Below are 4,158 nucleotides of genomic sequence, written 5' to 3'. Positions count from 1 at the left end.
GCCCTGACGGGCGGCGGCCTCGGGACCTTTCATGCGGCGCAGCTTCGCCGCTTGCCGCCTCATGCCTGCGGGTGCCCGCTCTCCCTTCGGGACTCGCTCGACTTCGCTGCTTCGCCGCTTCCCGCCTCATGCCTGCGGGCGCCCGCTCTCCCTTCGGGATTCGCTCTGCTTCATAGCGCACAAAGCGCCTCCGGTTTGAACCGAAGGCGCTGGGCAGGGCCAAAGGCCCGGGTAATGCGTTATTTAAACTTATTGATGCTTCGCTACGATATTTTTCAGCGATTCCTTGGAGTTCAGACCGACCACTTTATCAACAGGCTGGCCGTCTTTAAAGAAGATCAGGGTCGGGATGCTCATCACGCCGAAGCGGGATGCCGTTTCCGGATTTTCATCCACGTTCAATTTCGCGATCTTCACGCCGTCTCCAAGCTCAGTGGACAATTCATCCAGAATCGGAGCAAGCATTTTGCAAGGACCGCACCAAGGGGCCCAGAAGTCAACTACAACGGTACCCTGACCTTGAACCTCATTGTTAAAGGATTGGTCAGACACATTAACGATTGCCATGATATGTTCCTCCTAAAAAAAGTTTTGTGGCGACAAGCTTCAATACAGACGCTTCGGCGTTGCTGAATCTGAAAGCATGTCTTAGGGTCTCGCGAAGCGGAACCCGCTTCGTAATATGTGATGGTTTGTGAAGCGGTGCGGCATTCGGTAAAGCCCGCCTCGTATGCTCTGCGTAAATAAATGCATTCATGTAGTATGATAACCAGATTACGATTTATCGACACGTTCTCAGTATAACATATTTTACCCGCATATGTGAAATGTCACATTACCCGTTTATTTTTGAAGCCGGACTCCATATCTGCTGTACGGTTTGTCCCAGCTTGCCAAAGGATAACAACGGAGAAAGGACTTACCGGTAAAAAAGGTTCAGCGGAGCTTCCCACTTCATCATGAAGGTTCTTTACAACCTGCCGGGGAATTGGATATACTTTAGGAAAGCGCATTATATGTCAATGATTTCATTCACACTCCTGCATCTAACGGCGATTGACCATTTCTGTTGAGGAGGTCAAAGTATGGATGTCAATGTGCGGACACATGATCCGAGAGAGCATGTAAACGAAGAGCCCCGCAACGACCTGGGGGATTTAATGACCGGCTTTTTCGGAATGACTACATTTATGTTCGTTGTTTTTTTCGGGATGGTCATCATCAAGTTCCTGATCTCGGAGTGAATAGGTAGAGGCGTCCCGTAAGCTATAGCTGCGGCGGCGCCTTTTATTTTGAGGCGGAAATCCGGCGGGGTGCGGGGGAATGTCCGTTATTCAGAGAATCCGGATGCGGCGATGAAGCGGGTACGAAGCGGATCAAGACGGGGGTCAGGGAAAAAGCCTGAAATTGTGCATCTTTGGGCCGCATGAGAACACCTATTGGATCACATACCTGTGGACATACAGTTTTTTCCTCCCATCAGTCCAGCATTCCGTTCATACGGCCTTAAATACCTGCATAAATTCAGGATTTCTCGATGTATGAAGGATTTGGACCTGAAAAACCTGCACTTTTTGCCCATTTTCCAGACGCTGAGTTTCAATCACAATACCCCGGTCTTATCCATTGATACCGGAGAGTCAGGTAGTCCGCCATCCATGCCCGCAACAGTACATCTCAACACCGGGCCCGCCTAACGCATGAAAGGTCCCGAGGCCGCCGCCCGTCAGGGCGGGGACGAGAAGGGACCGCTCCACGCTCGACTGCAAGCCCCCTACCGCCAACGCAGCTCGCTCGCACAATTCATCAGGAAGACCTCTTCGGTCCTCCTGATAGTTTTTCACATCGGGAAGTATATAAGGACTTTGGAGGGGCATCCACGGAATTTAAGAGGAGTACCCCCGCTGATTCTCTCCCACCAGCTGCACCACATCCACATACGGCGCGATCCGGTTCATCAGCCGCTGGCCCTTATACACTTCCTCGCCATCCTTGCTGGTGAAGCTCAGATGCTTCTCCAGCCCGTCCAGCGGATAGTTTGAGGTGTAAAAGGTCGGCTTGCGGTTCATCCGGTAATTGAGAATCGGACCCAGGATATGGTCACGGGCCCAGGGATTCAGATTTTCCGCTCCGATATCGTCAAAAATAAGCAGATCGCAGTTTTTCAACGTGTCCACGATTTCTTTTACCTTCTGGCCTTCCATCATGATCGCTTTCAATTCCTCGACCAGATCGGGCGTATACACGATGACCCCGCTGTATCCCGTAATCGCAAGCTCATACAGCAGATAGCACATCAGGAATGTCTTGCCGGTGCCGAAGGAGCCGTACAGATACAGTCCCCGGGGGGACAATCCCTCTTCTTTTGTCCGTTCGATATACTGGAACAGCCGCCCCACAGCCGGAGCGCGCCGGGGGTCCTTGCCCATAATTTCACTTTCGTCGTAGCCCTCGCTGAGCGCCCGTTCATCGACATAGAAGCTCGTGATCCGCTTGCGAATCCGCTCCTGGCTGTCTTTATTCACTTGCAGCGCGCATGCGGTCTTGCGCTCGTATAAATCGGGGAACCCGCCGACGCTCTCCACCGTCAGCTTGCTGAAATGCCCCTGGAAATCGTTGGGACACCGCTCCAGGCCGGGGCAGTTCGCGCAGTGGCGGGCTTCCTCCACATATTGATACAGGCGGCTCAAATGAAGCCTTAGCCTGGATTCTTCCAATTCGGGATGCTCGGACTTCAGCCTCAGCACCAGCGGATGATTCAGCAGCTCTTGTTCAAGGTCTCTGGAACGCATCCGCAGAGCGGGATTATTCATTGAACGGAGCACTTCGCCCATCGACTCCACTGCCTGCACCTCACTTTATTCTCAGGGCGCGCCTTCCGCGCCTTTTTTCTTCTTAGCCTTAATATTGGCAGCCATTTGCATGAGAGCCGCAAATTCCTCTTCACTCACAGCCCCCGACTGTCCGTCATCCACCGCAATCTGGATTTCGGGCTTGCCGGAAGCCCCGCCTCTTTTGGCATAGGAGCGCGAACGCGTCCCCTGTGGCCCCGAGGCTCCTTTTCCTTTTACCTTGGATTGATCGCGTATGTAGCGCACCGCCTTCTCATAGCTGTTGACCTGCTTAACGAGCATATTGGAAGCTATGGCCTCCACGAAATTGCGGTTGATCCGCTGCTCTCCCCCCGAGGCAACCATCGCCATCAGATAATGGATCAGCACGTTGATCACTTCGCCGGGAAGCTTGTAATTCAAATCGATCTTTTCAAAAATATCCATCAGCTGCCCCGGCACCGCGCCCGGAAAAAAAGTCTGAAGCAGCCGGGTATACGGCTCGTTGCGCAGCATCATGTTATATTGGTGAATATCGCATTTGGACAGGAACTGGGGAGGAACCTCCACATAGTATTCCATTTCAACAGGCTGCTCGTCGGGGATGATCGCTCCATCTCCCTGCTCTGCGGCTCTGAGAGAAACGACCTTGGCAGCCGTAGCCTCGCGCTGCTCCTGCCGCTTCATGCTTTGCCGGAAATGCTGACTGGCCCTGAGTTGAAGCTCATCCAGCATAAGCCCGCCGTCCGGTGCAAAAATACCGTCCTCATCAAGCAGCCGGCACAGATCCTGCGCGTCCAGCTTGTATTTGTGAGCCACATAATTGATAAGGCCCATCTGATCAAAATCGAAACGCAGCTTCTCGACATGCGCCCGGTTCACCGATTCCCGCGGAAAGCGGAGAATAATGTCGCTGTAACCGATCGAAAGCTCACCTTCGGCGCTACGCACAGGCTGGCGGACAGCGGCCACCTCGGTCAGCGCCTGCTCCAGCTCATAATCAATAACATGCGTGTTCAGCTCGAAAATATCATAGAACGGCCGCGATATATTTTCCTTGCCTACGGCGCTCCGGCTCCATTCCTCCGGTTCTCTGCTCCAGAACTGCTCCCTTAAGGCTAACACGGCGAATTTCCCGACCTTGTCGCGCAGCAGCAGCGTTAAATGCTGGGTCGCAAAAAATTCGGACGGAGACAGCGGTGGCAGCATTTCGTATTCGTACATATAATCGTCGGATTCCGGTATAAAAATACGGCTCGTCTGAAGCAGACCAACCGCCTCAAGCCGGGAAGCCTGCTCAATCAGCATTCTGCGGCCCTTCTCGTTC

At 53.2% G+C, this 4,158-nt stretch carries 5 protein-coding genes; 1 reads left to right on the top strand and 4 read right to left on the bottom strand.

Annotated elements, in window-relative coordinates; all coding sequences use genetic code 11:
- Both L692_RS31730 and trxA read right to left on the bottom strand, forming a co-directional pair.
- Positions 1-181 (bottom strand): hypothetical protein (locus L692_RS31730; protein ID WP_156940342.1); only part of this gene is annotated, 181 nt, incomplete at its 3' end.
- Positions 182-249: 68 nt separating this feature from the next.
- Positions 250-567 (bottom strand): thioredoxin, encoded by a 318-nt coding sequence (trxA, locus tag L692_RS0108165; RefSeq protein ID WP_025688833.1) that lies wholly within the window; start codon positions 565-567, stop codon positions 250-252.
- A 518-nt stretch (positions 568-1,085) separates the two neighbouring features.
- Between trxA and L692_RS31725 the strand changes: the two genes are divergently transcribed.
- Positions 1,086-1,244, top strand: a complete 159-nt coding sequence (locus L692_RS31725) for a YqzM family protein (RefSeq protein WP_156940340.1) — start codon at positions 1,086-1,088, stop codon at positions 1,242-1,244.
- 642 nt (positions 1,245-1,886) lie between these two features.
- Here the strand turns inward: L692_RS31725 and zapE are convergent.
- Both zapE and L692_RS0108150 read right to left on the bottom strand, forming a co-directional pair.
- The gene (zapE, locus tag L692_RS0108155; protein WP_025698835.1) at positions 1,887-2,843 is read right to left on the bottom strand and encodes an AFG1/ZapE family ATPase; all 957 of its coding nucleotides are present in this window, start codon (positions 2,841-2,843) and stop codon (positions 1,887-1,889) included.
- A 21-nt stretch (positions 2,844-2,864) separates the two neighbouring features.
- Positions 2,865-4,158 (bottom strand): replication initiation and membrane attachment family protein (locus L692_RS0108150; RefSeq protein WP_025698834.1); only part of this gene is annotated, 1,294 nt, incomplete at its 5' end.

This window comes from Paenibacillus forsythiae T98, from assembly GCF_000520735.1.
GTDB classification, from domain to species: Bacteria; Bacillota; Bacilli; order Paenibacillales; family Paenibacillaceae; genus Paenibacillus_AQ; species Paenibacillus_AQ forsythiae.
This window is presented reverse-complemented; position numbering and strand designations above follow the sequence as displayed.